This is a genomic window from Pseudooceanicola sp. HF7 (assembly GCF_011806405.1).
GTDB lineage: Bacteria > Pseudomonadota > Alphaproteobacteria > Rhodobacterales > Rhodobacteraceae > Pseudooceanicola.
In genome coordinates this window covers 13,054-37,879 of sequence record NZ_JAATOW010000003.1, presented here as the reverse complement: position 1 = coordinate 37,879, position 24,826 = coordinate 13,054, and the positions used below count along the sequence as shown (strand labels likewise).

Annotated in this window: 24 protein-coding genes; 14 read left to right on the top strand and 10 right to left on the bottom strand. The window is 64.7% G+C overall.

From position 1 onward, the window contains the following. Nucleotides 1-35: 35 nt before the first annotated feature. From HCZ97_RS01570 to HCZ97_RS01555, 4 genes are read right to left on the bottom strand one after another with little or no spacing between them, the layout of a single operon-like run. Nucleotides 36-1,058 (bottom strand): TRAP transporter substrate-binding protein, encoded by a 1,023-nt coding sequence (locus HCZ97_RS01570; protein ID WP_167686920.1) that lies wholly within the window; start codon nt 1,056-1,058, stop codon nt 36-38. A gap of 28 nt (nt 1,059-1,086) precedes the next feature. Then, nucleotides 1,087-1,980, bottom strand: coding sequence for an SDR family NAD(P)-dependent oxidoreductase (locus HCZ97_RS01565; RefSeq protein ID WP_167686919.1), 894 nt, complete (start codon nt 1,978-1,980; stop codon nt 1,087-1,089). Nucleotides 1,981-1,982: 2 nt separating this feature from the next. Next, nucleotides 1,983-2,798 carry an enoyl-CoA hydratase/isomerase family protein gene (locus tag HCZ97_RS01560; RefSeq protein ID WP_167686918.1) on the bottom strand — a complete coding sequence of 272 codons (816 nt, stop codon included), beginning with the start codon at nt 2,796-2,798 and terminating at the stop codon, nt 1,983-1,985. Continuing rightward, entirely contained in the window at nt 2,795-4,399 is a 1,605-nt protein-coding gene (locus HCZ97_RS01555; RefSeq protein WP_368484305.1) for an AMP-binding protein, read from the bottom strand. The genes HCZ97_RS01560 and HCZ97_RS01555 overlap by 4 nt, the downstream gene beginning before the upstream one ends. A 191-nt stretch (nt 4,400-4,590) precedes the next feature. Here HCZ97_RS01555 and HCZ97_RS01550 point away from each other — a divergent pair, with 191 nt between their 5' ends. The 10 genes from HCZ97_RS01550 to HCZ97_RS01505 all read left to right on the top strand — a co-directional run bounded on the left by HCZ97_RS01550 (nt 4,591) and on the right by HCZ97_RS01505 (nt 15,134). Continuing rightward, nucleotides 4,591-5,070 (top strand): MarR family winged helix-turn-helix transcriptional regulator, encoded by a 480-nt coding sequence (locus tag HCZ97_RS01550; RefSeq protein ID WP_167686916.1) that lies wholly within the window; start codon nt 4,591-4,593, stop codon nt 5,068-5,070. 395 nt (nt 5,071-5,465) lie between these two features. Further along, nucleotides 5,466-6,158, top strand: coding sequence for a GntR family transcriptional regulator (locus HCZ97_RS01545; protein ID WP_167686915.1), 693 nt, complete (start codon nt 5,466-5,468; stop codon nt 6,156-6,158). Further along, the gene (locus HCZ97_RS01540) at nt 6,155-6,976 is read left to right on the top strand and encodes a transporter substrate-binding domain-containing protein (RefSeq protein ID WP_167686914.1); all 822 of its coding nucleotides are present in this window, start codon (nt 6,155-6,157) and stop codon (nt 6,974-6,976) included. The genes HCZ97_RS01545 and HCZ97_RS01540 overlap by 4 nt, the downstream gene beginning before the upstream one ends. A 66-nt stretch (nt 6,977-7,042) precedes the next feature. Further along, nucleotides 7,043-7,708 (top strand): amino acid ABC transporter permease, encoded by a 666-nt coding sequence (locus tag HCZ97_RS01535; protein ID WP_167686913.1) that lies wholly within the window; start codon nt 7,043-7,045, stop codon nt 7,706-7,708. Nucleotides 7,709-7,718: 10 nt separating this feature from the next. Continuing rightward, entirely contained in the window at nt 7,719-8,420 is a 702-nt protein-coding gene (locus tag HCZ97_RS01530) for an amino acid ABC transporter permease (protein WP_167686912.1), read from the top strand. A gap of 17 nt (nt 8,421-8,437) precedes the next feature. Beyond that, nucleotides 8,438-9,211, top strand: coding sequence for an amino acid ABC transporter ATP-binding protein (locus HCZ97_RS01525; RefSeq protein ID WP_167686911.1), 774 nt, complete (start codon nt 8,438-8,440; stop codon nt 9,209-9,211). 25 nt (nt 9,212-9,236) lie between these two features. Beyond that, entirely contained in the window at nt 9,237-10,151 is a 915-nt protein-coding gene (locus tag HCZ97_RS01520) for an aminotransferase class IV (RefSeq protein WP_167686910.1), read from the top strand. Nucleotides 10,152-10,166: 15 nt separating this feature from the next. Further along, on the top strand, nt 10,167-11,915 hold the full coding sequence (locus HCZ97_RS01515; RefSeq protein ID WP_167686909.1) for a chloride channel protein: 1,749 nt from the start codon (nt 10,167-10,169) through the stop codon (nt 11,913-11,915). A 12-nt stretch (nt 11,916-11,927) separates the two neighbouring features. Next, nucleotides 11,928-12,728: a pyrroline-5-carboxylate reductase gene (gene proC, locus HCZ97_RS01510; protein ID WP_167686908.1), complete on the top strand. Its 801-nt coding sequence runs from the start codon at nt 11,928-11,930 to the stop codon at nt 12,726-12,728. Between the two features lie 414 nt (nt 12,729-13,142). Beyond that, complete coding sequence (locus tag HCZ97_RS01505; protein WP_167686907.1) at nt 13,143-15,134, top strand: MAC/perforin domain-containing protein; 1,992 nt, start codon at nt 13,143-13,145, stop codon at nt 15,132-15,134. Between the two features lie 124 nt (nt 15,135-15,258). Here HCZ97_RS01505 and HCZ97_RS01500 read toward each other — a convergent pair whose 3' ends face one another. Further along, the gene (locus HCZ97_RS01500; protein ID WP_167686906.1) at nt 15,259-16,284 is read right to left on the bottom strand and encodes an AraC family transcriptional regulator; all 1,026 of its coding nucleotides are present in this window, start codon (nt 16,282-16,284) and stop codon (nt 15,259-15,261) included. A gap of 400 nt (nt 16,285-16,684) precedes the next feature. Between HCZ97_RS01500 and HCZ97_RS01495 the strand changes: the two genes are divergently transcribed. The 4 genes from HCZ97_RS01495 to HCZ97_RS01480 all read left to right on the top strand — a co-directional run bounded on the left by HCZ97_RS01495 (nt 16,685) and on the right by HCZ97_RS01480 (nt 20,620). Beyond that, nucleotides 16,685-17,878: an efflux RND transporter periplasmic adaptor subunit gene (locus tag HCZ97_RS01495; protein WP_167686905.1), complete on the top strand. Its 1,194-nt coding sequence runs from the start codon at nt 16,685-16,687 to the stop codon at nt 17,876-17,878. After that, the gene (locus HCZ97_RS01490) at nt 17,875-19,008 is read left to right on the top strand and encodes an ABC transporter permease (RefSeq protein ID WP_167686904.1); all 1,134 of its coding nucleotides are present in this window, start codon (nt 17,875-17,877) and stop codon (nt 19,006-19,008) included. Before HCZ97_RS01495 ends, HCZ97_RS01490 begins: the two co-directional genes overlap by 4 nt. Further along, entirely contained in the window at nt 19,005-19,706 is a 702-nt protein-coding gene (locus HCZ97_RS01485) for an ABC transporter ATP-binding protein (RefSeq protein WP_167686903.1), read from the top strand. The genes HCZ97_RS01490 and HCZ97_RS01485 overlap by 4 nt, the downstream gene beginning before the upstream one ends. Nucleotides 19,707-19,801: 95 nt before the next feature. Continuing rightward, nucleotides 19,802-20,620, top strand: coding sequence for an aspartyl/asparaginyl beta-hydroxylase domain-containing protein (locus HCZ97_RS01480; protein WP_217701711.1), 819 nt, complete (start codon nt 19,802-19,804; stop codon nt 20,618-20,620). Between the two features lie 44 nt (nt 20,621-20,664). Here HCZ97_RS01480 and HCZ97_RS01475 read toward each other — a convergent pair whose 3' ends face one another. The 5 genes from HCZ97_RS01475 to HCZ97_RS01455 are packed head-to-tail and all read right to left on the bottom strand — an operon-like array spanning nt 20,665 to nt 24,716. Continuing rightward, nucleotides 20,665-21,165, bottom strand: a complete 501-nt coding sequence (locus HCZ97_RS01475; RefSeq protein ID WP_167686902.1) for a GAF domain-containing protein — start codon at nt 21,163-21,165, stop codon at nt 20,665-20,667. Beyond that, the gene (locus tag HCZ97_RS01470; RefSeq protein ID WP_167686901.1) at nt 21,162-21,953 is read right to left on the bottom strand and encodes an ABC transporter ATP-binding protein; all 792 of its coding nucleotides are present in this window, start codon (nt 21,951-21,953) and stop codon (nt 21,162-21,164) included. The genes HCZ97_RS01475 and HCZ97_RS01470 overlap by 4 nt, the downstream gene beginning before the upstream one ends. Then, on the bottom strand, nt 21,950-22,792 hold the full coding sequence (locus HCZ97_RS01465) for an ABC transporter ATP-binding protein (RefSeq protein WP_167686900.1): 843 nt from the start codon (nt 22,790-22,792) through the stop codon (nt 21,950-21,952). The genes HCZ97_RS01470 and HCZ97_RS01465 overlap by 4 nt, the downstream gene beginning before the upstream one ends. Then, entirely contained in the window at nt 22,789-23,691 is a 903-nt protein-coding gene (gene nikC / locus HCZ97_RS01460) for a nickel transporter permease (RefSeq protein WP_217701710.1), read from the bottom strand. The genes HCZ97_RS01465 and nikC overlap by 4 nt, the downstream gene beginning before the upstream one ends. After that, nucleotides 23,691-24,716 (bottom strand): ABC transporter permease, encoded by a 1,026-nt coding sequence (locus HCZ97_RS01455; RefSeq protein WP_167686898.1) that lies wholly within the window; start codon nt 24,714-24,716, stop codon nt 23,691-23,693. Before HCZ97_RS01455 ends, nikC begins: the two co-directional genes overlap by 1 nt. Nucleotides 24,717-24,826: the final 110 nt, after the last annotated feature.

Below are 24,826 nucleotides of genomic sequence, written 5' to 3'. Positions count from 1 at the left end.
GCCGCGCCGCGCGGGAAACGCGGCGCGGAAGGCGATCATTCGAAAAGGGCGTCGGCCTTGCCCATGATCTCGCGGAAGCTGGCTTCCACGGCTTCGGGATCCTGGCCCTTGGCGGTGACCTGCCCGGCCCAAGCGGTCATCAGGGGCGCGGTGGCTTCCTGCCAGGCGGCCAGTTCCTCGGGGGTGGGTTCGTGCACGGTATGGGTCGGATCCTCAATCGCGCGGGTGCGCCCGGATTGTTCCTGCTCTGCCCAGCCGGCGGCCACCTTCTGCGCCCATTCCGAGGTGCAGTGTTCGTCCAATACGGCGCGCTCATCCTCGGGCATGCCTTCGTAGGTGCCCTTGTTCATGGCCATGACGAAGACGGTCGAATAGAGCGGGAAATCGATGTGGTACTTGGTCTCCTTGTCGATTCCGAACAGGTAGACGCTGTCCCAGGGGAAGGTGATCCCCTCGGCCGCACCGCGGGCGATGACCTCGCGTGCCTCCGGTGCCGGGACCTGGATGCTAGCCCCGCCCAGAAGCGACACCATCGAGCCCATGACCGCATTGGCGGGGCGGATGCTGGCGCCTTTCAGATCGGACGGCAGGGTGACAGCCTCGACCGAATGCAGCGTGCCCGGGTCCTGGATGAAGGCCATGCAGACATGGACGTCGGGCATCTCGGTCGCGGCGTATTGCTGGTACCAGTCGTTGAAGGCCGCAGAGCCTTCGATGGCGTTGGTCACCATGAACGGGTGCTCGCCAAGCGAGATGATCGGGAAGCGCCCGGGCTGGTAGCTGGGCGCGACGAAGGCAATGTCGGCAATCCCGTCGCGCGCGATGTCGTAGTGATCCGTCGCGGAGCCAAGCTGCTGTGCGGGGAAGGTGGTGAAGCTGATCTTGCCGTCCGATGCCTCGTTGATCGACTCGATCCAGGGCTCGAAGCCCGTTGTCTGCAGGGCGTGGCTAGGCGGCAGCCAGTGCGCCAGGCGCAGGGCCGTATCGGCCTGTGCGGCCGCCCCGAGCGCGATGAGCGCCGAGGTCGTCAGGATCTTCGCTGTGGTCTTGCTGTTCATTGGTCTCTCCTCCCGATGAAACGATGGTTCAGGTCTTCTGGTCAATTCCGACCGTCTGCAGGTGCAGGGACAGGTCATCTGTCCAGGCACGGGCAATCTCTTGCGGTGTCCAGCCCCCGTCCTTGCGGGCCAGCGCCACCTCCTGCGGGTGGGACCAGAGCGACAGGCGGTCGCCGCCGATCCCGATGCATTGGCCGGTGATCCTCCGCCCCTCTTCCGAGGCAAGGAAGACGGCCAGCGGCGCGACATCGTCGGGCGTGCCGATTCCAAGCTCGTTGCGCAGGCGGTGGGGGATGGGCTCGCCGCGTTCGGCGGCCTCGACCGCCTCGCCGAGGCCCGGGATCGTGGCGACCATACGGGTCAGTGCCGTGGGCACGATGGCGTTGACGCTGACGCCAGCGCGGGCCAGCTCCATCGACCAGGTGCGTGCCAGGGCGGCGACGCCGGCCTTGGCGGCGGAATAGGCGGTCTGACCGACATTGCCGCGTTGCCCCGCGACGGAGGACACAAGCGTCAGCACGCCGCCTTCGCCGGTTTCGCGGAAATGGCGCGCGCAGGCCCGCCCGCAGGTGAAGGCACCGCGCAGGTGGGTGCGCAGGACAAGGTCGAAATCCTCGTCCGTCGCCTTCCACAGGATCGCGTCGCGCAACACGCCCGCGTTGGCGATGAAGCCGTCCATCCGCCCGAAGCTCTCCAGCGCCGTGGCGATGCAGAGGTCGGCGGCCTCGGCCTCACCGATCGCCGCGACCGCCGCGACCGCCTGGCCCCCGGAAGCCCGGATCGCCGCGACGGCCTCTTCGGCCACCTGCGCATCGACGTCGTTGACCACGACCGAGGCCCCGGCCTCGACAAGCGCGCGGGCCATGGCCAGCCCGATGCCACGCCCGGCCCCGGTAACGACATGAACCTGTCCGTCCAGCATCTTCACACTCCCTTGAAAACGGCGGGGCGTTTTTCCATGAAGGCGCGCGGCCCCTCGCGGGCATCTTCCGAGGCCATGACGCGAGCTTTGGCGGCGTCTTCCATCCGGTAGCCTTCCTCCAGCGTCACGCCGCTGGCGGCCAGCACGGTGCGCTTGACCTCCTGCACGGCGACGGGGCCGTTGTCGGCGATGCGCCGCGCCAGGGTCCAGGCGGTCTCCATCAGCTCGGCCTGCGGGACGATGCGGTTGATCATTCCGGCCGAAAGCGCGCGTTCGGCGCTGATCGGATCACCCGTAAGTAGCATTTCCATGGCAAGGCACTGCGGGATCTGGCGCGGCAGGCGCACCAGCGAGCCGGCGAAGGGGATCAGCCCGCGCCGCACCTCTGGCAGGGCGAAGGTGGCGTTCTCCGCCGCGATGCGGATGTCGGTCGCCAGCACCGTCTCCATCCCGCCGGCCATGCACGGGCCGTTGATTGCGGCGATGATCGGCTTGTTCAGCTCGAACCCGCGCAGGGCAGAGCGCTCCATCACCTCCGGCTCGTCCAGCAGGCGCTGGTCCCATTCCGTCTCGGGCTGGCGCGCGCCGGTCATCAGCGGCAGCGTCAGCGCAAGATCCCCGCCCGAGCAGAAGGCGCGGTCACCCGCCCCGGTCAGGATCACGGCACGCAGATCGGGATCCGCGGCGATCTCGGCAAAGGCGTCGGCCAGTCGGCAGGCGACCTCTGGACTGATCGCATTGCGCGCGCCGGGCCGGTTGAAGGTCAGGACCGCGATCCCGTCGGTTTTGTCGAAGAGCAGCGGCAAGTCGGCTGTCATGTTGGGACGTCCTCTTTCGTCAGGTCCAGCGCCATGGTCCGCAGGGTGTACTTCTGCACCTTGCCATTGGGCGTCATCGGGAAGGCATCCAGCGTCTGGACGTATTTCGGCATCTTGTGACGGGCCATTCCGTCGCGGCAGTAAGCCTGCACCTCGGCCGCGGTGATCGTGGCGTCGCGGACAGGCAGGACGAAGGCAAAGATCTCTTCTCCAAGGTCCGCATCCGGCACGCCGACGACCTGCGCCTGGGCGATGTCGGGATGCTCCAGCAGGAAATCCTCGATCTCGACGGGAAAGACGTTCTCTCCGCCGCGGATGATCATGTCCTTGAGCCGCCCGACGATGGACAGGTGCCCGGTTTCCTCCAGCACCGCCAGGTCGCCACTGTGCAGCCAGCCCTCGGCATCGATGGTCTCGGCCGTCTTGTCGGGCATGTCGAAGTAGCCCTTGGTCAGAAGGTAGCCGCGGATGCAAAGCTCGCCCTTTTCGCCCCAGCCAACGGGCGCGCCGGTCTCGGGGTCGATGATGCGCACCTCGGTATGGGGCATTGGGATGCCGGCCGAGGCGATGCGCGTCTCGAAACTGTCCTGCGGGTCGGTCTGGGTGATGATCGGGCTGCATTCGGTCATGCCCATGATGATCATCGGCTGGGCGTCGACCTGCTGGCAGACCCGGCGCATCAGGCTGGGCGGGATGGAGGTGCCGCCCATGAAGGCGATGCGCAGGCTGTCCGTCCGGAAGCTGGCGAAATCGGGATGGTCCAGCATGCGCGCGTACATGGTCGGCACGCCATTGATGATCGTGGCGCCCTCGGACTGCCAGGCGGCCAGCATCGCGCCGGGTTCGTAACTGTCCAGCACGACAAGGCACCCGCCGCAGGCCATCATGCCGATGACATTGCAGACGCAGCCCGCGGTATGGAACAGCGGCATGGCGCTGAGCAGCACGTCGTCGGGGCCAAAATCACCGCGTTGCCCCATCAGGCGCGCATTGTTGACGGTGGAATGATGCGAAAGCATCGCCCCCTTGGGCCTGCCCGTCGTGCCAGAGGTATACTGGATCTGCATCGTGTCGCCCGGGCGCACGGCGGCCTCCCGTTCGGCAAGATCCGCCTCACTGACGGATGCCGCCATCTCACCAAGGGCGGCGAAGGTCATATCCGCATCCCCATCAAGCGCACAGATGCCGCGCATATCCGGGAAGGTCGTACCGGCCAGAAGCTCTGCGACCATCGCCGCCAGATCCTGCTTGCGGAAGCGGTCAGCGTGGATCAGGTGGGTGATCCGGCCCTGCGACAGAAGGTAAGAGACCTCGCGCGCATGCAGGGCCGGGTTCACCGTCACCAGCACCGCGCCGATCCGCGCCAGCGCGAATTCAAGTTCGATCCACTCGGGCCGGTTGGCCGCCATGACGGCCACGTGATCGCCCGCCTTCACGCCCCAGGCAATCAGCCCGCGCGCCAGCCGGGCCGTTCCATCCAGCATCTCCGCATAGGTCCAGCTGGTCCGCGCCCCGCTGGCAGAGTCGATGAAGACCACCGCAGTGCGCGATCCGAAACGTTCGGCCTGGGCCTTCAGCAGCTCCCCAAGGGTCTGATCCACGAGATCCCCATCACCTGTCGCCGGCCACCAGGCCACGCCGCGAGTCCTCATCGCGCCCTCCTCCCTTGTGTTCTTGCCCCGCTTCCTCCTTCGGGGCACAATAAGGTGGCTGTCGTATAGTTCGCCATCATATCGTTCGATTTCGTACTATATTCCCGAATCTGGACCTGTCAACGAAAGGAATCTGCAGGATGACCGAAGACACGCGCGCAATTGCTGACGAGACGGAGACGGGCATCCTGCGCGGCGGCGACTTCGACAGGTCCCTTGGCTATCGGCTGCGCCTGGCGCAGATCCTCGCCTATCGGAACTTCGAGGAACGGATCACGGATCATGGCGCGACGCCAAGATACCTGGGCCTTCTAGGCATTGTCGCCGCCAACCCCGGCCAACCGCAGAACCGCCTGGCCGAGGCGGTCGGCCTGCAAAAATCCAGCCTGGTGACGATTCTCGACCGCCTGGAAAAGGACGGCATTCTAGAACGTCGCCCCGTGCCCGAAGACCGCCGCGCGAAGGGGGTCTGGCTGACCGACCATGGCGAAGAGGTGGTTGCCGAACTCAGCCGCGAAGCGCTGGACCATGAGGACAGCCTGACCCGGGGGATTTCCCCGGAAGATCGCGAACGGCTGCTCGACATGCTGGGTCAGGTCATCGAGAACCTGCGCGGCTGATCTCCTTTGTGCCGATCCGGGCAAAGGCCTCGCCCATCCTTAGGCGACTGGCGGTGGGCCATCAGCTGTGCCGCTCACAGAACAGAGGCTAGACAAGGCGAAGACGGAAGCGTCATTTGGGAACGCGGGCGGTTTTGACAGCGACCCGCTGCAATGCCCCAACCGCGCCGCCTTCCCCCACCAGTGAAGCCACTCCGCACCCGCCACCACGCCTCCCACGTGGAGGTTTCGCGCACTCGAGCACGTACAAGCCGCAAAACAGCGCAAAAGCCGCCCAAAATCTATGCATCCATAAGATTTCCGTAACTTTGTAGACAATCTTCAATAAAACCATTTTTGCTATGCCCTCGGTGATTGTAGACAATCTACATCATGAATCACCGAAAGAGCTTCCGATGACTGGCATGATCAAGCGAGAAACCATGGGCGCCCAGCTTGGCAGTCTGCTGCGCGCCGCGATCCTGTCAGGCGAGTTCCAGCCGGGCGAGGCGGTGACCGAAACCGCCCTCGCCGTCCGCTTCGGCGTCAGCAGGGGACCCATGCGCGAGGCGATGCGCCACCTCATGGACGAAGGCCTGCTGGTCACCGTCCCCTACACCGGCACGCGGGTCCTGCAGCTGACCTCGGCGGATATCGACGACATCTATTCCATGCGCATCTGCCTTGAGATCTTCGCCTTCGAGCAGATCTGGGAGCGCCGCGATGAAGCCTTCCGCACGGCGCTCACACAGCGACACGCCGCCCTGCTCGAGGCGATCGACGACGGCGACGACATCCGCTCCATCGACGCAGAGCTCGATCTGCATGGCCTCGTCTACGAGACCTGCGGCAATAGCATTCTGCTGTCGAGCTGGAGCGGCATACGCGCCCGGCTTCAGCTCTATTGGGCGGCGCACCACCGCGCCCACGGCATCACCGGCCCAAAGCGGGAAAGCCACGATGACTACGTCCGCCTCGCACTGGGAGACAGCCGCGAGCGGATGAAGGACGAGATCCGCGACCACATGAGCCGCGGGCTCGACAAGACCATGGCCTTCGTCTCCTCGGTCGAGGGGCAGAAGGCCGGTTCCAACAGGAGAAAGAAATGAAAAGACGTTCCCTCATTCTCGCCGCCACGGCCGCGATGGCATTCGCGCCGATGGCCCAGGCCCAGGACGGCGGCACCATGGCCCAGGTCAAGGAAAACGGCGAGCTGCGCATCGGCGTCGCCTCGGCAGAGCCTTGGTTCTACAAGGACCCGATGTCCGAAGAATGGACCGGCGTCGGTGTCGCCATGGGCCAGCGCATGGCCGACGAACTTGGCGTTGAGATGGTCCCGGTCGAAACCTCCTGGGCCAATGCCGTGGCCGGCCTGCAGGCCAACCAGTTCGACATCATGTTCGTGCTCGATCCCACTGAAGAGCGCAAGAAGGCGCTCTCCTTCCCGGAAAACCCCCTGTTCTACTACGCCATGGGCGCACTGGTGAAAGAGGGTTCAGAGGCGAAGACCTGGGATGACCTCGACACCCCCGAAACCCGCATTGGCGTCACGCTCGGCACCTCGCTCGACCGCAACGTGACCGAGATGATGAATGAAGCGCATATCAACCGCTTCTCCTCCAATGACGAGGCCATCGCCGCCTTCGCCGCCGGCCGCATCGACGCGGTGGTTCAGTTCCACCCAGCGCTTGTCGTGCAGTACTCGCGTCTCAAGATGGGCGAAGTGCTTCTGCCAGAGCCGGTCAACCCGGTGGCGACCTCGGCGGGCATGCGCCAGGAAGACGGGACCGAGTTCCTCGACTGGGTGAACACCACCTTTGCCGACCTCTACGCCGCCGGCGTGCCGGATGAGCTTTTCGGCGCCTACCTTACCAGCAAGGACATTGACCCCAGCGGCATCCCCGGCCTGGTCAAGGAAGACTGGTAAGGCCCCGCGCGGACCCGCTCCTCCCCGGCGGGTCCGCGACCCCTCCGACCTAACGAAAGCCGTCACATGGACTATTCCTGGGACTTCGGCCCTGTGCTGGAGCGTTTCGACATGCTCGCACTGGGGCTGCTCAACACCGTCAAGATCGCTGCCGTCTCGATCGTCCTGGGCGTTCTCGTGGGGCTGGTCCTCGCGATAATGCGCCTCTCCACGCGCAGGTGGCTCAACATTCCGGCGCTGGTGTTCATCGAGTTCTACCGCAACACGCCGCCCATTGTTCACTTCTTCTGGTTCTTCTACGCCCTGCCGGTGATGCTGGCGATCAGCCTCGATCCCTATGTCGCGGCAGTTCTGGCGCTGTCGACCCAATCCGGCGCCTTCTACGCCGAGGTCTTCCGGGGCGGCATCGTCTCGATCGAACGCGGCCAGTGGGAAGGCGGGCGGGCGCTTGGCATGACCCATTCCGCGCTGATGCGCCGGGTGATCGTGCCGCAGGCCATCGCCCGCATGGTGCCGCCCTTCATCGAACGCAGCTTCGAGCTGCTGAAGACCACCGCCCTGGCCTCAACGCTCGCCTACGCAGACCTGCTCTACCAGGCGATGATGGTGAACGCAGAGACCTTCCGCCCGCTCGAGGTCTACACGACCATCGCGCTGATGTACCTCGTGCTGCTGGTCACGGCCAGCCAGCTTGCCCGTCTCGCCGAAGCTCGGCTGACGGCCTACCAGTGAGGGTGCCCCGATGAATTACGTCCCCGACTTCAGCATCGTCCCCGACTTCAGCATCGTCACCGACTTCAGCATCGTCACCGACAACTGGATCGTCCTGCTGCGCGGCCTCTGGGTCACCATCCAGATCTGGATCCCCTCCATCGTCATTGGCCTTGCAGGTGGCTTCCTGCTGGCACAGGCGCGGCTGGCGCGCAGCGTCTGGATCCGCGGAACCAGCCTTGTCTATGTCGAGCTGTTTCGCGACACGCCGGTGCTGATCCAGCTGATCTGGTTCTACTACGCCTTCCCGATCCTGGTCGGCGTCCAGCTCAGCCCCTTCGCAGCCGCCCTGATGGGGCTGACCCTGAACACCTCCGCCTATGCCTCTGAGATCTTCCGTGGCGGCATCAAGTCGATCCACCGCGGCCAGCTTGAGGGCGCGCTTGCCATCGGCATGACACGCGGCCAGGCCATGCGCCGGGTGATCCTCCCGCAGGTGGTCAAGCGCATGCTGCCCGCCTTCACCAACCGCACGATCGAGGTGGCCAAGATGTCCTCTCTCGCCTCGGTGATCTCGGTGCACGAACTGATGTACCAGGGCCGCCTGCTGTCCTCGACATACTACCGACCGTTCGAGATCCTCACGGCGGTGGCCTTCATCTACTTCGTCCTGATCTACCCCGGCACCTTCCTGGCGGGGCGCCTCGAAAAGCATCTGGCGCGGTCCAACTGACCCGGAAAGGAACTCTCATGACCGGCAACCCCATTCTGGAAGTAAAGGGCCTGCATAAGCGGTTCGGCGATCACCACGTGCTCAAGGGCATCGATTTCACCGTCGAGCCGGGCGAGCGCATCGCGATCATCGGCGGCTCTGGCTCCGGCAAATCCACCTTCCTGCGCTGCATGAACTTCATGGAAACGCTGAGCGATGGCGAAATCTGGCTCGACGGCACCCGCATCGGCGTCGAGAAGAAAGGCACCGTCACCTACCCCGAAAAGCAGCTGTGCCAGGTGCGCGAGCGTCTTGGCATGGTGTTCCAGCAGTTCAACCTTTTCCCCCACATGAGCGTTCTCGACAACGTCATGGAGGGGCTGGTGACCGTGAAGGGCAAATCCAAGCCCGAGGCGCGCCGGATCGCCGAGGCCGAGTTGGCCAAGGTTGGCCTGTCGGAAAAGCACGACGCCTGGCCCGGGCGCTTGTCCGGCGGTCAGCAGCAGCGCGTCGCCATCGCCCGCGCCCTGTCCATGCAGCCCGAAATCCTGCTCTTCGACGAGCCGACCTCCTCGCTCGACCCCGAACTGGTGGGCGAGGTGCTGCGCGTCATCAAGCAGCTGGCCGAAGAGGGGCGCACCATGCTCCTCGTCACCCATGAGCTCGGCTTCGCCTATCACTTCGCCACCAAGGTGATCTTCCTCGCCGACGGCGTCTTCCACGAGGTCGGCACCCCGGACGAGGTCCTCAAGCACCCCAAGCAGGCGCGCACCCAGGACTTCCTGCGCCGCTTCGGCGAATTCGCATTCTGAACACCCCTGACATCAAGGTAAGACCATGACACCCCTCAGCAGCTCCTCTTCCCAGAGCTACGTGAAAGACCCGCGCAACGATGGCGTGGATATCTACGTGAACGGTGAATTCTTCAGCCGGGACGAGGCCAAGGTCTCGATCTTCGACGCGGGCTTCGTGCTTGGCGACGGCGTCTGGGAAGGCATTCGCCTGATCAACGGCAAGCTTCTTGCCATCGACGAGCACATCGACCGCATCTTCGAAGGCGCACGCACCATCCAGCTCGACATCGGCTTCGACAAGGCCGGCCTGGTCGAGGAAATCTGGAAATGCCTGCGCCACAACAAGATGGAAGATGGCGTCCACATCCGCATGATGATCTCGCGCGGGCGCAAGTCGACCCCGAACCAGGACCCGCGTTTCATCGTCGGCGGCGCTACCATCGTCATCGTCGCGGAATGGAAGCAGCCCAACCCAGAGCTGAAGGCCAAGGGCCTCAAGCTGATGACCTCCACCATCCGCTGCTCGACCCCGGACGTCTTCGACCTGCGCCTGAACTCGCACAGCCGGCTCAATTTCATCCAGGCGCTGATCCAGGCGATCAACATGGGCGCGGATGAGGCGCTGATGCTGGACGACCGCGGTTTCGTTGCTTCCTGCAACTCGACGAACTTCTTCATCATTCGCGGCGAAGAACTCTGGACCTCCGATGGTTTGACCTGTTTCAACGGCATCACCCGCAAGAAGGCCATCAAGGTCTGGAAGGATGCGGGCTTCACCGTTCGTGAAGCGCCCTACACCCTCGCAGAGGTCTACTCTGCGGACGAGGCCTTCTGCACCGGTACGCTCGGCGGCATCACCCCGGTGGCCACCATTGATGGCCGTCCCATCGGAACGGGCAAACCCGGCCCGATGACGGCCAAGCTGAACGACCTCTACCAAGCCTATATCCAGAGCTGATCGGTGGCCGCCCGCTTGCGTCCCCTTCGCAGGCGGTCGGCCCTGCGCCGGTTCTTCGCGCCCTTCCGGCTTCGGACGCTGATCCGGCGCAATGAAATCGCCTTTACGGCACTCGCGGCCATCGTCGGGCTCTTTTCGGGCCTCGCGGTGGTCGGGATGCAGGAGGTGATCCACCTGATGGGGCTCTGGGTCTTCGGGGCCGAAGATCCCGTAAGCGGCGCGGCCGGGCTCGATCCCCTGCGCGCCTTTGCCGGGCCGGTCGCGGGCGGGGTGCTGGTGGGCCTGACCTACCTGATCGGCCGGCGTTGGTTTCGCCGTGTCGCCGACCCGATCGAGGCCAACGCGGTCGGCGGCGGAAAGATCGGGATCCCCGGCAGCCTCTACATCACCGCGCAGACTGTCCTTTCCAGCGGCTCCGGCGGCTCTGTCGGCATGGAGGCCGCCTACACGCAGGTGGCCTCGGGCGGCGCCTCCTGGCTCGGGCAACGCTTGCGCCTGCGGCGCGAGGACCTGCGCCAGCTGGTCGCCGCCGGCGCCGGCGGTGCCATTGCAGCGGCCTTCGACGCGCCGCTGGCCGGGGCGTTCTACGCCTTCGAACTGGTGCTGGCCACCTACACCGTGGCAGCCCTCCTGCCAGTGCTGGCAGCGTCTATCGCGGCGACCGCCGTGACGAGACTGATCAGCGACAGCCACGGCCCAAGCCTCTTCTTTGCTGGTCAGATCCCGGCCGAGGTCTATCTGCCCATCGCCCTTCTGGCGGTGCTTGCCGCGGGCGTCGGCATTGTCATCATGCGATCGGTCGCGATGACGGAGCGGCTTTTCGGTAAAAGCCCGATCCCCGGCTGGACCCAACCCATGATCGGAGGCCTCGCCGTCGGGGCGCTCGCGCTGGTCTCGCCGCAGGTGCTGTCCTCGGGGCACGGCGCGATGACCCTCGTGCTGGGCTCCGACATGACGGTCTGGGCGCTGCTGGCGCTTTTCGGCCTGAAGATCGTGGCGTCGATCATCTCGCTCGGCTCGGGTTTCCGCGGCGGCCTCTTCTTCGCCTCGCTGCTGCTCGGAGCGATCCTGGGCAAGGCCTTCGCCATCGGATGGATGCTGGCCTTCGGCCTGCAGATCCCCATCGTGGTCTTTGCCGTGGTCGGCATGTGCGCGCTTGCCACCTCGATCATCGGCGCGCCGATGGCGATGAGCTTTCTCGCGCTTGAGATGACCCAGAGCCTGCCGCTCGCGCTGGCGGTGCTCTTCTCGGCACTTCTCTCCACCTCGATCGTCCGGCAGGTCTTCGGCTTCAGCTTCTCCACATGGCGCTTCCACCTGCGCGGGGAAAGCATCCGCTCGGCCACCGACGTAGGCTGGATCCGCGATCTCTCGGTCGGTCGCCTGATGCGGCGCACCCCGCACACGATGCCCGCGACCGCGACCATCGCAGAGGTACGGCGGCGCTTCCCGCTCGGATCGACCAAGGCGGTGCCGCTGCTGGACCAGACGGATCGCTACGTGGGCATGTGCCAGATGACCGACCTGCACTGGGACGGGCAGGATCCCAAGGAACATGTGGAGAGCATCGCAAGGTACACATCCGCCTGGCTGCGGCCCGAACAAACCGTGCGCGACGCGATCAACGCCTTTGCCCGCCACGAGGCCGACACGCTCGCCGTGGTGGGCGCCGATATGCAGGTGCTCGGCACGCTCAACGAGCACTACTGCCTCCGGCGCTATGCCGACGAAACGAACAAGCGTCTCTACCCGGCGCGACACTGAAAGGACCTTCCCTTGCGACTTCTCTTCCTTGGCTGCGGTAACATGGGCGCCGCAATTGCCGCGGGTGCGCTACGCCAACTGCCGGACGTCGACATCACCGTGATAGATCCCGACGTGGAGCGTGCCCGCGGGCTCTTGCCCGCCGAGGGAGTGCGCTTCCATTCAAAGCTTGCCTCCGTGGCAGACCAAACCTTCGACGCGACCGTGCTCGCGATCAAGCCGCAACAGTTCCATGCGCTGCCCGGATCCGCCTTGCCCGGAAACTGCGGCCTGCTCATCTCGATCATGGCGGGCGTGACGCTGGACGGGATGCAGGCCAGGCTTGGCACCGACCGGATCGTGCGTACGATGCCGAACCTTCCGGCTCTTGTGGCGCGCGGCATGACCGTTGGTATTGCCCGCGACCCGATCAGCGACGCGGACAAGGGGCTGGTGTCGGATCTCTTCGACGGCTCGGGCCGGTTCGAATGGCTTGAGAGCGAGGACCAGATCGACAGCGTCACGGCGGTTGCCGGCAGCGGTCCCGGCTACGTCTTCGCCTTTGCGCATTACATGATGGAAGCCGCCAAGGCCGAAGGCCTGCCCGATCCCCTGGCCGATACCTTGGTCCGCCAAACGCTGCTCGGGGCGGCAGAGCTTCTGGTGTCCGATGCCCGCTCAGCTCTGGAACTCAAGCAGACGGTCACAAGCAAGCGCGGCACGACAGAGGCCGGGCTGGCCGTCTTTGAAGCCGAAGCCGGGCTGCCCACGCTCTGCCGGCAGGGCGTCGCAGCCGCGCGCCTACGGGCGAAAGAGCTGGCCAGCGACGACTGACAGGGCCGGGCCTGGGCTTCGTCCAGGTCGCCCAGCCGCTCAAGGCGGCCTGCGCAGGCGACCTCCTCGAAGCCGGCCCCACCATCCCGTTGGAACTTGGGTTTCATGCCTTGTCGGTGCAGCCGTCGATACTCAAGCGACCGGTCTCTTGTCACATGCAGGGTGACGATACCCAATCCCACTCAGCCTTCGCGCGCCAAAACCCCGCCCCAGCGCAAGCCAGGCAACCGGGTTCTTGCCGGTCGCCAAAGCTGCGCAAACCCCAGCTTTGTCCGAAAATGGCAAGACCGATCGGGGTGTTTACCCAATGATCGCAAGGGCAGGAAATCCACGCCCGCCCCAATATCCAGGTCACTGCTTTTGACAGCGGCTGCTTGCGGCTTCCCATCCTGCCTCAACAAGATGGAGACTGAAATGGCAGCACAGAGAGCCTACAGCGAAAGCACCGACCGGATTCCGAACCTTCATGATTATCTCGTCCGCGGCTTCGACGTCCCGCGTGCAAAATTCCGCGCCAACCCTATCTTCAAAGCGTCTTATAGTCGTGGCTTTGACCATAAATGGATCGATTGGAACGGCACGAAAAAGCTGATTCCCAATGAAGTTGCGGCCTACACAGGCATCGACTCTTTTCGTCACCAATCAACGACAATACTTGAAACGGAAACCGATTACGAACAAGGCTACGCCGTGGCCGTCTCTGCCAAGGCCAGTTTCATGGGCTTCGGCGCTTCGGCAAGTTCCAGTCTGGTCTACAACGGGAACCTGTTCCAATCCAGCGCCAACTCCTACGCCCTGCAGTATCATGCAATCTCGCACCTGAAGTTTCAGCGAACAAATCTTCAGGGGCCTCAGTCTCTGGAAGGAGAATTCCTTAAGAAGCTCCGGGCACTGACCCCTCTGGAGGAAAAAACCGAAGAGTCGCTAAGCCCCTATTTCAAGCTACTCCAGACCTATGGCACCCACTTCGTTGAAAGCGGACGCATGGGGGGCACCGCCTTCATGGAGACTGAGATCCAGGACAGCGTGTTCAACGAGGCCTCTTCGACCGAAATCGAGGCGGCGCTGGACGTCGGGTATAAAGGCATCTTGGCCAGCGGAAAACTTGAGGCAGAGGCCGCTTATGACGAAAGCGAGTTTCTGCAAGAGCACCGCAACGCAATCTCGATCAGGGTCAAATCCTACGGGGGCACATCCAGCGTGGAGGCGGAAGACTGGAGTGACAGCCTTTATAACGCGCCAATCCTGCTTCTTGTTGCCAGCGGCGGCAAGCCGGTGACCGAGTTCAGGCCGATCAGTGATCTGGCGGAGCTGGCCGGCGTGGACCAGCCAGAGCGGATCGCGGAGAGCCTCCTGGATGCGACGTTGTTGTACTCCCTTCTTGATGAGACGGCCCCGGGCCTCATCGGCAGTGGACGCAAGCTCGGTACACTTGGCCATTCCCATGACATGAACAAAGAGGCTGGATTTGTCTTGGGGACAGCATTTTCTCATGACGCGCGGGGACTGCTCTCGGGCAAATCGGGGCCAGAGATGACCCCTGGAAAAGTGCGGGTCTCGCAGCGGATCGATGGACACTCCCCGCTGGGTCTGGAATATGGATCGGTACTCTTGCCGGTGCCACAGAAAGATCGATACGTGCTCGATTGGACGGGGGACATCAACCAAGCGCATACCGAAGGACGGCAGTACCAACTGGGCGTTTCTACCGTATCCAGCTTTCTTGGTGATTACACCGCGATCGACGAACTGGACGCCGGGGGTATTCCCGTCAGTGTGGTTTCTCCGGTTGATGCCATGTTGGTGGCAAATTTCTCAATCCCTGACGACAATGCGGCGACGGCGCGGCTGCGCCTGACGACTGGCACGGAAGACGGCAACGTGGAGGCCGAACAGTGGATCTGCCTTGACGCCGCGGGCGATGGCTATGCCACCCATGGTTCGATGACGGTGCCGCTCTGCGCTGACGAGCAATATTACCTCACGTGCGAACGCATGACCGGCGAGGGGGACATAAAGGTCGAAGCCTGGCTGGTTCCCTTGAATATGCCCCATATGACCCTGCAGCGTGACCTGGACGAAGACGGCAATCACGCGCAGATTAGGCCCGATACCCAGTTTCGTATCGATGATGACGGGTTCATCCTTGGAACAGTGACAGCCACCGAAGACGCCTTGGCAACAGTGAGTATCGTGAGCGGTCCTGAGCAAAGTACCTTGGCGTCTGCCAGGCAAGTCAGCGAAACGGTCAGGGTTGCAGCCGGCACGTTCTGCCTTCCGGTGCCGCGAAACACCTCGCACGTAGTGCGGGTATACAATGGCACCGCCGATGTCCGCTTCTTCAGTCTCAAAGTGAAAGGCAGCACCCAAAAGCTGCTGCGCGCGCTGCGTCCGGCGCAAGACTAGGCCGCGCGTGCCGATGCTGCGGGGCTGTCCTGCCCCGCGGCATCCCTTGACCGCCTGCAGTTCATCATCGCGTCCGGACCAAGGGATCAGCGAAGACGGCAACCTTGATTCACCGGCCTGCCCCCTACGTGGTGCCACTACCGCCCCTTGCACGGGCCTTTTGCCTGTAGGTTCCCGGTGGCATCTGAAGCTTCCGACGAAACGCGCGCGCCAGATGGGACTGCTCACTATAGCCTGAGAGGAAGGCGATCTCGGAAACTTGCATGTCGCTATCGACCAACAAGGCACAGGCCTTTTCCAGACGCACGTCGGTCAGAAGCGATCGGTAGCACAGATCGTCCTTCGCCAGCCGGCGTTGAAAGGTGCGCAGTCCAATGCCCAGGCTGTCCGCAATGCTTGCCGCATCCGTGCGACCGCTCAGAAGGTTCGTATGGATCAATTCCCTGACCACATTCTCGAAATCCTCCGGTGCGCGCTTGCGGACCATCGTCCTGAGATCCTGCAGGTAGATTTGCCGCGGCCTGGGCATGTCACGATGGGACCGGCTGTTCAGCAGCCGGGCGGGAAACACCACCGCAGTGGCCGGGCAATCGCAGTGAACCGGGATCGACAGCGCCTGTTCCAGCGCATCGATACGGCGACTGCGCGTCTGATCCGTTTCGATGAACAACGGCTTCCAGCCAGGGCCGGTGAATTGCCGGAACGTCCGCAGCAAGGAAGGGAGGGCGTGTTCGACATGCTGCGCGTGCGCCCGGGGAAGGCCGGGCAGGATGTAGCTGTACCGTGCGATAGTCTTGCCGACAGTCAGGACCAGGCGCGTGCCGGTCTGGTGATAGCCCAGAGTGCGGCTGGCCCGCTGAAGGCAGGTGTGCAAGTCAGGCGCGCAGCGCGCATAATCCACCCAGCAGCCAAACTTTTCGGTCATCTCAAGTCCGACGTGAAATCCGAACAGGCTGTTGCCGGTCACGCAGGCGGCGGCCTCGTAAAGCTCCGCGAGCTTGTGAAGCGGCATCATCTGGTCGGGCGAAAGGCTCAGCTCGACCGGCAGGCCGACCCGCGTGAAGATGCGCGCGGCGGCTGCGGAGCCTTCCCATCGATCGACGAAGTCCGGCAAGGGACCAATGCCTCGGGCGGAGGTGATTGCCTTCATTCCTGTCGAACTCCTCCAAAGTCGTGGATCTAGTTCGTTCGATAATTGCATGCCCAGCAGGATTTGAACCACATTTCGACGCCAGGAGTGCTCTTTGTCGTGAAATGGCAAGCCCCGGGGGTCCGAAATCTCTAACCGTACCTCCGCTGGTTCAATTCAGGCCAGATCACATTCAAGAAGCACCACACTGAACGGAAAATAACCGGGACAGGCGATCTGGTTCATACGTGCCGCTTGGCTGGCCGTTGAAGGGATCGGCCCCGTGCAAGGTCCGCGAAGGTCCCTGCCCCGCACGCCCCAGATCCCGCCGATGACGCCCGCAGGCCCCGGCACCTACCAGTGGGGGCGGGTCCCTCTGCCCTTTCGGACTGTCAGGCGCACCACGAGGACGCGGTTCCAGATGAAGGATAGCTACGACAGCGATGTCACGGCGCTTGCCATGGCGCCCCCGGCGCGCCTTGCACGGCGGCGGCGCGCGCCGATCCTGGCGCTGTGCATCGCGGGGCTGCTCCTGGCCATCGTGGTCGAACGCTATGTCCGTCCGCGAACGGTCGCCACGATTGCGGTCTCCACGGCTGATCAGGCAATCCGGGTTTCAGGCCCCGGCACGCTCGCCTCCCTCACCGATGTCCGCATATCGAGCCGCGTGAACGGCGTGATCCTTAAGCTTGCAGTTGAAGAGGGCGACCGCGTCAGCGCGGGCGACACGCTGGTGCGGCTGGACGAGACCAGTCTTGCCGCCGACCACGACGTTGCACGCGCCACGATCGAGGTGCGGCAGGCCGAGATCCGCAAGGCGCAGGCCGATATTACGCGGGCCGCATCGGTGCTGAACAGCACCAGGCGCAACCTGGACCGCAGGACGCGTCTTTTCGCAAGCACCGCCGGGTCGCAACTTGCCGTCGATGACGCCAAGGCCGACCTCGAGGCCGCACGCGCCGATCACAGCAGCAGCCTCCATGCGCTGGAGGCAGCGCGCGCCATGCTCAAGGTGGCTCAGGCCGAAGACGCGGCGATCCAGTCGGCGCTCGAACAGCTGCGAATTGCCGCCCCGATTGCCGGTCTGGTCGTCAGCCGGTCCGAAAGCGCCGGCGCGGTGGTCTCTGTGGGGCAAGAGATCCTGCGGGTTGTGCAGCCAGAGGCCGTTGTGATCCGCACGCGGTTCGACGAAGGGACCATCTCTCGCCTGCAGCCCGGCCAGCCCGCCGCTGCCCGGATCGGCGGACAGAGGATATCCGGCGAAGTGCTCCGGGTCGGGCGCCATGTCGACGCGGAAACGCGCGAGTTCACCGTCGACATCCGCCCGAAGACCCTGCCCCGCAACTGGGCCATCGGGCAGCGCGCATGGGTCGAAGTCACCGTGGACCGGCAAACGGATGTCCAGACAGTCCCCGACACGGCCATCGCCTGGAAGGGGGGCGAACAGGGCCTCTGGCTTGTCCGCAACGGCCGGGCCTCGTTCCGCCCCATCGACTTCAGCGAAACCGGCACCGGTCGCGTTATCCTTGCCACGCAGCTCCCCCAGGATGCCCGCGTCATCCTTCCCGAGGGGCCGCTTTACCCCCGGATGCCTGTGCGGAGCGAAGCCCCGTGAACCTTGCCCTGCGCGATATCGCCCATGCCCCGGCGCGGTTCCTTCTGACGACCTGCAGCGTCGCTTTCCTGATGCTCGCCGTGATCGGAATGCTGGGTCTTTACAAGGGCGTGATGGCCGATGCGCTGATGGTGCTCAACCGCGTGGATGCCGACCTCTGGATCGTGCAGGGCGGCACCAAGGGCCCCATTGCCGAGGTCTCCTCCGTCCCGCGCAACGTCACCGGTCGGGTGGATGCGGTTCAGGGCGTCGCCTGGGCCCGGGGGTTCACGCAGTTCGACTACCAGATCACGCACAAAGGCCGGCAGGACCGCGCCACGATCCTGGGCCTTGATGTGCCCCGCGATGACGGCAGCTGGATCACGCTCGCCGCGGGGCGGCTGCTGACCACGACGCGATACGAGGCCATCGCCGACAAGAGCCTGCATCTGGCGCTTGGCGAGGCGGTGCAGCTTGGGCGCGACAGCTACCGCATCGTCGGGGTGGCCGACGGCATGGTCGACACCGCCGGCGACGGGCTCGTCTTCGTCGGCATGGGCGATGCGCTCGACATCCTCTCGACCCGCACGAGCGAGGATATCCTGCTGACCCGCGCGGCAGAGCCGGGCGCAACGGGACGCCCGGCAATCTCAGCGGTCCTGGCCGGGCTGACGCCGGGGGCCGATCCAGACACCGTCCGCGCGCGGATCGAAGGCTGGGGCGATGTCAGCGTCCTGTCCCAGGAAGAACAGCGCGTGCTGACGCTCAGCTACCGCCTCGGCAAGCTGCGGGCCCAGCTTCTGGCCTTTACCGGGCTGATCCTGATCGTGACCTGCATCGTGGTGTCGCTGATCATGTACTCCATGACGGTGGAAAAGCTGCACGAGATCGCGACGCTCAAGCTTCTGGGCGCGCGAAACGCGGTTATTGCAGGTTTGATCGGGCAGCAGGCGCTGCTGATGGGCCTGGCCGGCTATGGCGTGGGCGTCGCGGTATCGCTCAGCGTGTTGCCCTATTTCCCCCGTCGGGTGATCGTCGACCTGCCCACGCTGGCCTGGCTCAGCCTTGCACTGCTCGCCATCTGCCTTGTCGCCAGCTGGGTGGGCATCGCGCGGGCCATGAAGGTCGACGCGCGCGAGGTGCTGTCATGAGCGCCCTCGCGGTGCGCGGCGCGCGCAAGCACTACCGCAGCGGCGACAGCCTTGTGCGTGCCCTGGATGGCGTCACCCTGACCGCGCGGCGGGGCGAGGTGGTAGGGATCGTCGGCCCGTCGGGCTCGGGCAAGAGCACCATGCTGCTGATCGCGGGGCTGATCATCCGCCCGGACGACGGGTCCGTAGAGATCGACGGTATCGAGGTGAACTCGGCCAGTGCCGATATCGACCGGATGCGCGATCTCCGGCGCCGCCATATCGGGTTCGTCGCCCAGAAACCCAACCTGATCCCCTTCCTGACCGCGCAGGAAAACGTGGCCCTTGCCCTGTCGATAGACGATGTGCGCGCCACCGACGCCCGCGCGCATGCGGCTGAGCTTCTGCGCGCGCTTGGCCTTGGGCACCGGCTGCGCAGCAAGCCCATGCAACTGTCCGGGGGCGAACAGCAGCGTGTCGCCATCGCCCGAGCGGTGGCCAACGCGCCCGCCCTGATCCTCGCGGACGAACCCACCGCGGCCCTTGACGGGGAACGCGGGCGGCAGGCCATGGGGCTGTTTCGCCAGATTGCCGAGGAACGGCGCGCAGCGGTCGTCGTGGTCACCCACGATCCCCGCAATGCCAGCCAGATGGACAATGTCTTCACCTTCGAGGACGGGCGGATCGTGTCGGACAATCCGCGCGGGTCGGACTGGTGACCGCCCTGCCCTCTCAAGAACGGCCTTTCCCCGGGTCCGCCAAGGCGCTGACCCAGGATGCCACCCTGCCAGACGACGCATGAAAGAGAACGACCATGAAAGACATGAACGCCGGATCGCCCGCCGAAGCCAAGGCCAGCCAGGCCTTCAAGACGGACGGGATCAACGCGATGGAGCGCCCCTCTCTCTCCTCGCGCCTGATGACCAGGCTCATCAAATGGGCAGAGGCATTGAACTACCGCTACGCCGTTAACGGCAACCCGCCCGTCTATGACACCGCCGATTTCCCCTGGGTGAAAGAGCTCGAGGCCGCCGCACCGGCGATCCGGGCCGAGCTGCTCCCGGTTCTGCAACGGCAATCGGAGCTTCCGAATTTCCACGACATCTCGTCTGAGGTGAAGGCGATCTCGACCGACAGCCACTGGAAGACGTTCTTCATCTACGCCTACGGCCTCAAGTCCGCGCGCAACATCGCGACCTGCCCCGAAACATGGAAGGCCACGCGCAAGATCCCGGGGGTGCGGGCGGTGATTTTCTCGATCTTCGAGCCGGGAAAGCACCTGCCGCCCCATCGCGGGCCCTACAACGGTGTCCTCAGGCTGCACGTCGGCATGGTCGTGCCCGAAGCAGGGCCGGAGGACCTTGCCATCCGGGTCCGGGACCAGGTCTGCCAGTGGAAAGAAGGCAAGGCGCTTATCTTCGACGATGCCTATGATCACGAGGCCTGGAACCACACCGACAAGACGCGCGTGGTGCTTTTCGTGGATTTTGCCAAGCCAACACGGTTTCCCGCTCGCCTTATTAACTGGGCACTGCTCAACCTCGCGATCTTCACGCCGTTCATTCGCGAAGCAAGTGAGAAACACAAGGAATGGGAAAGCCGGTTCCATGACGACGGCTCAGCGGGGGGCTGAGCCGTCATCACGTCACCTATGGACCATGCAGATGGCGGCCTTGATCAGCCGCGCAGCACCATCGCCACGGCACAGGCCGCCGTGGCCGGCAGGCGCAGCATGTCGTGGATCTGGGCCACGCGCTCGGGCGTGTAATAGCCCTCTTCATGCAGGATGTTCATCGTCGCGATGACCTTGCCGCCGATGATCAGCGGCAGGTTCACCACAGAGCCGCAGCCCAGCTTGCCGATCAGCTCGGCATCGGGGAAGACCGTGTCGATATCGGCCAGCGTGTTCGACACGAAGGCCTCCTGCCGGGTCAGCACCTGGTCGAACCAGCGGTTCAGCTCGATCGGCTTCTCGCCCGAGGTCGGGTAGTTTTGCGCATCGTCGGTATAGGCGCGCCGTGCCACCATGGCATCGGTGTCCGAGGTCATCACGGTGAACAGCTTGGCGCCCACTGTCGCCTTGGTCAGCGCGCAGAGCGCGTCAAAGGCCGCCTCTTCGGTTGTCGCGGCGGCCAGGGCGGTGGTGAAATCGGCGAGCGTCTTTGTGGTATCGGTCATGCGGGGTCCTTGCTTTCGGATGCCGCCGCAACCACGGGATCGGCATCAGGATTGCCGCCCGAAGCGGCATAGAGGTCGCGCGTATAGGGATCGGCAAAGCTGCCGTCGTAGAGCGCGGTCTTGGGGGCGATCTCAACGATGCGACCCTTGTTCATCACGGCCATGCGGTCGCACATGAAGCTGACCACCGGCAGGTTGTGGGTGACCATCAGGTAGGTCAGCCCCTGTTCACGGCGCAGCCGCTTCAGCAGGTTCAGGATCTCTGCCTGCACCGAGACATCCAGCGCCGATGTCGGCTCGTCCAGCAGCATCACCTTGGGCTCCAGCATCAGGGCCCGGGCGATGGCGACACGCTGGCGCTGCCCGCCCGACAGCTGGTGCGGAAAGCGGAAGCGAAAGCGCTGGTCAAGGCCGACGGCGCCCAGCATCTCGACCACCTTCTCGCTGCGCTTGCCGATGCCGTGGATCGCCAGAGGCTCCGAAAGGACGGTGTCGATGGTCTTGCGCGGATGCAAAGAGGCATAGGGATCCTGGAAGACCATCTGGCAGGTCTCGGAGAACGCCCGGTCGGTACCATGGCCGCGCGGCTTGCCCAGCACGGAGATCTCTCCGGTCCAGTCCGGCGCCAGCCCGGCGATGGCCTTGAGCACGGTCGACTTGCCCGAACCGCTTTCGCCGACCAGGGCAAAGCTTTCGCCCGTCGCCACGTCGAAGGTGACATCGCGCACGACCTTCGTGTCGCCGTAGGAGATATCCAGATCCTTGAGGGAAATCGCGGGGCTGCTCATGTGCCTGCTCCTCCGCTGCGGTCCAGGACCGGCAGCTCGTCTCGGGTTTCCTGCATGCGCGGCTGTGCCGCCAGCAGACCCTTGGTGTAGGGATGACTGGCCTTGTGCAGATCCTTGGCCGCGCAGGCCTCGACCACCTCGCCGCCGTTCATCACCAGGATGCGGTCGCAGTAGCGCGCCACCAGGTTCAGGTCGTGGCTGATCAGGATCAGGCCCATGCCGTTGCCGGTCACCAGCTCTTCGATCAGGTCCAGCACCTGCGCCTGAACCGAGACATCCAGCGCCGAGGTCGGCTCATCCGCGATCAGCAGCTGCGGGCGCGGGATCAGCATCATGGCGATCATCACCCTCTGCCCCATGCCGCCCGAAACCTCGTGCGGATACATCTTCGCCACCCGCTCGGGCTCGTTGATGCGGACGGAGTTCAGCATCTCGATCACCCGCGCCTGCAGGTCGCGGCGGGGCAGTTTTTCATGCACCTGCAACGCCTCGGCGATCTGGTGGCCGATGGTCATGACGGGGTTCAGAGAGAACTTCGGATCCTGCATGATCATAGAGATCCGCGCGCCACGGATCTGGCGCATCTGCCGGTTGCTCTGGCCCATCAGGTCCAGCCCATCGAAGCGCAGGGTCTTCGCGGTCTGCTTGCCCGGCGAACGGATCAGCCGCAGGATCGACCGACCCGTCATCGACTTGCCCGAGCCACTTTCGCCGACGATACCCAGCCGTTCCTCACGGCCCAGGGTCAGGTTCAGGCCCTTCACGACCTCCACCGGCCCTTTGGGGGTGGCGAAGCTGACCCGCAGGTCCTCGATTTCAAGAAGCGGTGCGCCGGTCATTTCTCGCCCCCCTGTTTCGGGTCCAGCACGTCGCGCAGCCCGTCGCCCAGGAAGCAGAAGCCCAGCGAGACCAGGATGATGGCGAAGCCCGGCATGGTGGCGACCCACCACTGGTCCAGGATAAAGGTCCGCCCGCGCGAGATCATGGCGCCCCATTCCGGCAGCGGCGGCTGCGCGCCAAGGCCAAGGAAGCCCAGGCCGGCGGCGGTCAGGATGATGCCCGCCATGTCCAGCGTCACCCGCACGATCATCGAAGAGGTACAAAGCGGCAGCACGTGCCGGGTGATGATCCGGGTGTGGGAACCGCCCACCAGCCGCACCGCCTGGATGTACTCCGCATTGCGGAAGGTCAGCGTCTCGGCCCGTGCGATACGGGCATAGGCGGGCCAGGCGGTGATGGCGATGGCGATGATCGCGTTCTCGATCCCGGGTCCCAGGGCGGCGACGAAAGCCAGCGCCAGGATCAGCTTGGGCAGCGACAGGAAGACATCCGTGAGACCCATCAGGATGCGGTCGACCCAGCCGCCAAAATAGCCCGCAACCGCGCCGATGATCAGACCCAGCGGGGCCGAGATCACGGCGACCAGCGCCACGATCATCAGCGTGATGCGAGAGCCGTAGACCACGCGGCTGAAGATATCGCGGCCCAGCTCGTCGGTGCCCATCCAATGCTCTGCCGAAGGCGGCAGCAGGCGCGCCTGCAGGTTCTGCCCCACCGGGCTTTCCGGCGCGATCCAGGGCGCGAACAGCGCCGTGGCCAGCAGAGCCACGATGATCAGCAGACCCGCCACGGCCAGCGGATTGCGCATCAGCGCGCTCATCATCCGCCAGGCGCGGCCCAGGTTGGCCTGGGTCAGCGTGGCGGGGCTGTCGTCAAGAAGCCAGTCTCTGGTGCTCATCATTTGCTCCTCGGGTCGAGGACGCGGTAGAGCACGTCCGAGATCTTGTTGATCAGGATGAAGACAGAGCCAATGACCAGCGTGGCGCCCAGAACGGCGTTCATGTCGGCATTCAGCAGCGCCGTGGTCAGGTAATTGCCGATACCGGGCCAGCTGAAGACGGTCTCGATCATCACGGACCCCTCCAGCAGCGCGGCGTAGGACAGGCCGATGACGGTGATCAGCGGCACGCGGATCGGCTTGAAGCCATGCACCCAGATCACCCGCCACTCGGGCACGCCCTTGACGCGGGCGGTGGTGATGAACTCCTGCCCTAGCTGGTCCAGCATGAAGCTGCGGGTCATCCGGGCGATGAAGGCCAGGGAGAAGAAGCCCAGGATCGAGGCCGGCAGCACCAGGTGCGACAGCGCGTTCCAGAAGACACTCCAATCGCCCGCCAACGCGGCATCGATCAGCATGACATTGGTGCGCGCGGGCACCAGGCCCTCATAGAAGATGTCCAGCCGCCCCGGCCCCGCGACCCAGCCCAGACCGGCATAGAAGATCGCCAGCCCTACAAGGCCCAGCCAGAAGGCAGGCACCGAATAGCCCAGCAGCGCGAAGACGCGCATCACCTGGTCCACCCATTCGCCGCGCCGCGTGGCGGCCCAGACCCCGGCGGGCACGCCCAGCACCACGCCGATGAGGATACCCAGGGTGGCCATCTCCAGCGTCGCCGGGAAGACCCGCAGCAGGTCGTCCGCAACAGGCCGGTTGGTCGAGATCGAGCGCCCCAGGTCGCCCTGCATCACCGACCAGACGTAGTCGAAGAACTGCACGACCATCGGCCGGTCCAGCCCCATGGCGACGCGCGCCGCGTCGTATTGCGCTTGCGTCGCGCGGTCCCCGACCACCGAAAGCACGGGGTCGATGGGCACCACGCGCCCGATGAAGAAGGTGATTGCCAGCAGGCCCAGGAAGGTCAGCGCAGTGACGACGACGAAGCCGCCGATCCCCCGCGCACCGCGTCCCGCCCTGACGGCCATTGATGCTTCTGTCGCCAAGGTGTCCGCCTCCTTTGGCATCGGTCGAGTGAATTCTCGCCCCCAGTGTTACAAAAAATTTTTGCCATAGTAAAAAATTTTTTGTACCGTAA